This is a genomic window from Enterobacter sp. T1-1 (assembly GCF_000710795.1).
GTDB lineage: Bacteria > Pseudomonadota > Gammaproteobacteria > Enterobacterales > Enterobacteriaceae > Enterobacter > Enterobacter cloacae.
In genome coordinates, this window is record NZ_JALW01000100.1 from 1 (window position 1) to 3161 (window position 3161).

At 60.3% G+C, this 3161-nt stretch carries 3 protein-coding genes; all 3 read right to left on the bottom strand.

The features are described 5' to 3' along the window. Positions 1 to 842 (bottom strand): Clp protease N-terminal domain-containing protein (locus tag AK59_RS0122925; RefSeq protein WP_029883903.1); only part of this gene is annotated, 842 nt, incomplete at its 3' end. Positions 843 to 1014: 172 nt separating this feature from the next. Continuing rightward, entirely contained in the window at positions 1015 to 1506 is a 492-nt protein-coding gene (gene hcp / locus AK59_RS0122930; RefSeq protein ID WP_029883904.1) for a type VI secretion system effector Hcp, read from the bottom strand. Between the two features lie 5 nt (positions 1507 to 1511). Then, on the bottom strand, positions 1512 to 3161 hold a 1650-nt coding region (locus AK59_RS0122935), incomplete at its 5' end, for an OmpA family protein (RefSeq protein ID WP_231501509.1).

Below are 3161 nucleotides of genomic sequence, written 5' to 3' on the forward strand. Positions count from 1 at the left end.
CCCGCCTGCAGCAGGCCGAGGTCAAGGGTGCGCACCGAGACCGGCTTCAGTGCGTCCGGCACGTTGCCCTCCGCGATGCGCAGCGCCAGCCCTTCCACCAGGGCGGTTTTCCCCACGCCCGGCTCGCCGACCAGAATCGGGTTGTTCTTACGGCGACGGGAGAGGATATCCACCATCTGGCGGGTTTCGTTGTCGCGGCCGAACACCGGGTCGATTTTGCCCTCGCGGGCGCGGGCGGTGACGTCGAGGGTGAATTTGTCCAGCGCGTTCTGCAGGGCCGGATTCAGTTCCCCCTCTTTCACTCCGGCATCAACCGGGCGGCCGACAAACGTCACCTCGCCGTCCTGCGCCAGCTCTTCTTCCTGCTGCACCTCCGGACGCTCGTCCGACTGCGCATCCAGCAGCCCGCGCAGACGCTCCAGCTGGCTCTGCGCCAGGGTCAGCAGCGGCCACAAACCGTCGCAGCGCACCCGTTTTGGTTTTTCAGCCAGCGCCATCAGCAGGTGAATGCTGCGTATCTGCTCTTCGCCCGCCAGCGACGCCCGCAGCCAGGCGTCCTGCATCAGGGTCTGAGTGCTGTCGGAGAGCTGCGGACGGCTGCGTACCGAACGGGGCAGCGTGTCGAGAAATGCCAGCAAATCCTGCCAGATGGCGTCCATATCCCATTCATAACGGCGGGCCAGCACGGTGAGATCGCCCTCCCCCTGCTCCAGCAGTTTCAGCAGCCAGTGCTCGGGCAGGATTTCCGCATGGGCGCGGGTCTGGCACAGGGAGGCGGCACCTTCCATGGCACGGGCGCAGTAGGGGTTCAGAAGACGTAACAGGATGGCTGGATTTTCCATGAGACTCTCTCTTTATCAGTTCCGGACACGCTACCGCCCGTCGCTTTTCCTGTCATTCAGGAACCCAAAGCGCATAAGGTCGGGCAGGCAGATTGTGTTGTTCTTTGCTGAACGCCCGCGGTTACAGGCGTTCAGCAAAAACGGCGGACAGGCAACCCTGTCCGCACGGGGCTTACGCGGTGGTACGTTCGTTCCAGGAATCGGAATGAATGATGTTGCCATCCTTGTAGGTCCAGGTGATTTTTTCGTAGCGCAGTTCAATCTGCTCGAGGTGGTTGTGCTTCTCGAACGCCGGGTCCTTGATGTCGTGCATCTTCGGATTCACTTTCACCAGCTTCACGTTCTCAAGCTTCGTGTTGAAGTACTCCACTTCCTGCCCGGCGTCGTTGATTTTGTACCACTTGAATTCCGCAGATTTCAGGGTCTGGCCGGTGGTCACTGCCTTGTACAGGTACGGGCTGGATGAGTCGATCTCCTTGGTGAACAGGAACGGCGTGTGGATACGGGTGCCGGTCAGCTTGCCGGTATTGTTGTCGGTCGGGATGTACAGGTTATGCTCCTGCGCCACCACCTCGATGCTGCCTTCACGGTCCTTCACGTCCACGGAACCTTTGATGTCCGCGCCGCCGTCGTCCTTCAGCCACAGATAAACAGGAATTGCCATGTTAATTACTCCATTTCATTTTTTGAGACGCCATCATCCTGCGATGGCGCGGGTGTGTTGCCCGGCAGCTGACAGGCATTCGCCTGCGGCACCAGACTGATTTCGACACGGCGGTTCAGCGCCCGGCCTTCCGCCGTGTCGTTGGTGGCGACAGGACGGCTCTCGCCGTAGCCCTGCACCGCAAAACAGCTCTCCGGCACGTCGCCGGTATCGCGCATCCAGTTGCGCACGGACTCCGCACGCTTAAGCGACAGCACCTGGTTGGACGGGACATCGCCCGTGCTGTCGGTATGACCCGCCACCACAATCAGCCAGCCGGGCTTCGCCTTAATTCCCACCAGCGAATTCACCAGCAGCTTCGTGGTGCCGGGTTTCAGCGCCCATTTGCCGGTGTCAAACAGCGACATGCTGTCGAGGCGGATGATTTTCGGTACTGGCTTCATGGCAGGTGCCGGAGGGGGCACATACGAGTCAATCGCCCTCTGTAACACCAGCCACAGACGCTGACCGGGGTAATAGCCCAGCGCATACCTGAGGGGTTCCCCCTGCCGCTGCCAGCGCTCCAGCAGAAGAGCGTCCTGTTTCAGCGCGGCAAGTGACTGCGCCTTCGGCTCATAATGGTTCATGGGGATGGCATACCAGCGCTGCAAATTCGTCCCGACCAGGCGGATCAGCGCCGCGTTATTCACCCCAGAAAAACCGATGGCAGCAAGAACACATACCAGCATCCATAAAACGAGGCGACGGGTACGCTGCCCGCCCTGGACGGGCGCACAGTAAGGCGCAAGCATCGGCAACACCGCATCAGGAAAACGCCCTGCCACCTCTGCGGCTCCGGCTGTCTGCGGTAAAACCAGATGCGTCAGACGACACAGATGATGCGACCACAGCGAAGCGGTGTCAGCAGAGGCCATACCGCTGCGAAACGCCACAGCAAACGGATGAACCGCCGGGAACAGCCGGTCCTCTTTCGCCAATTCATCCATCAGAATGGTGCGTATAAAAGCAAAGGCTTCCCGAAGGACAGGCATCAGCGCCAGATGATTGTCCTGTTGCCAGTCATCCAGCGCCTGTGGCGTCCCATCAAGAGGGTATACAACCGGTTTGTCGCCACTGACAATAACCCACGGAGTTTCAGCGCCGGAAAACTCACCGCTCAGGAGCACTGGCGGTGTGAATCCGGCGATCAGACTCAGTTGTTTCATCTGCTGGCGCAACGCTTTCAGGGTCGCGCGCAGCACCGCTTCATCCTGATGCCCGTCGGGGTGGCAGCTATACATAACGGCGATTTGCCCGGCCTGCTGCGGCTGCTGCTCCTGGATATCGCGCACGATATCAGTGAGCCTGTTGATGTCATTCACCCGCAGCCACCAGCCCTGCGCGGTTTTGCGCAGGGCGTGTCCCTGGAATAAGGCGTCCAGTTCATCCCCACAGACGAGAACAACCGGCCCTGCGTCAGCGAATACAGGCAACTCAGCATCAGACGTCCCGCTATTGTCCTGAGCCTGGCTGAAACGGCTTTTTCGCCGGATCTGCCAGACGGCCAGCGCAACGATGCACAGTGTCATCACGCCTTTGAACAGCGTACCTGCCGGAATGAAGCCCCACAGAAGCCATAAAAACGCAGCGGCACCCGCCAGTACGTGGAGTATCAG

Coding starts and splice junctions, on each gene's coding strand:
- hcp (WP_029883904.1), bottom strand. CDS start 1,506: ATGGCAATTCCTGTTTATCTGTGGCTGAAGGACGACGGCGGCGCGGAC.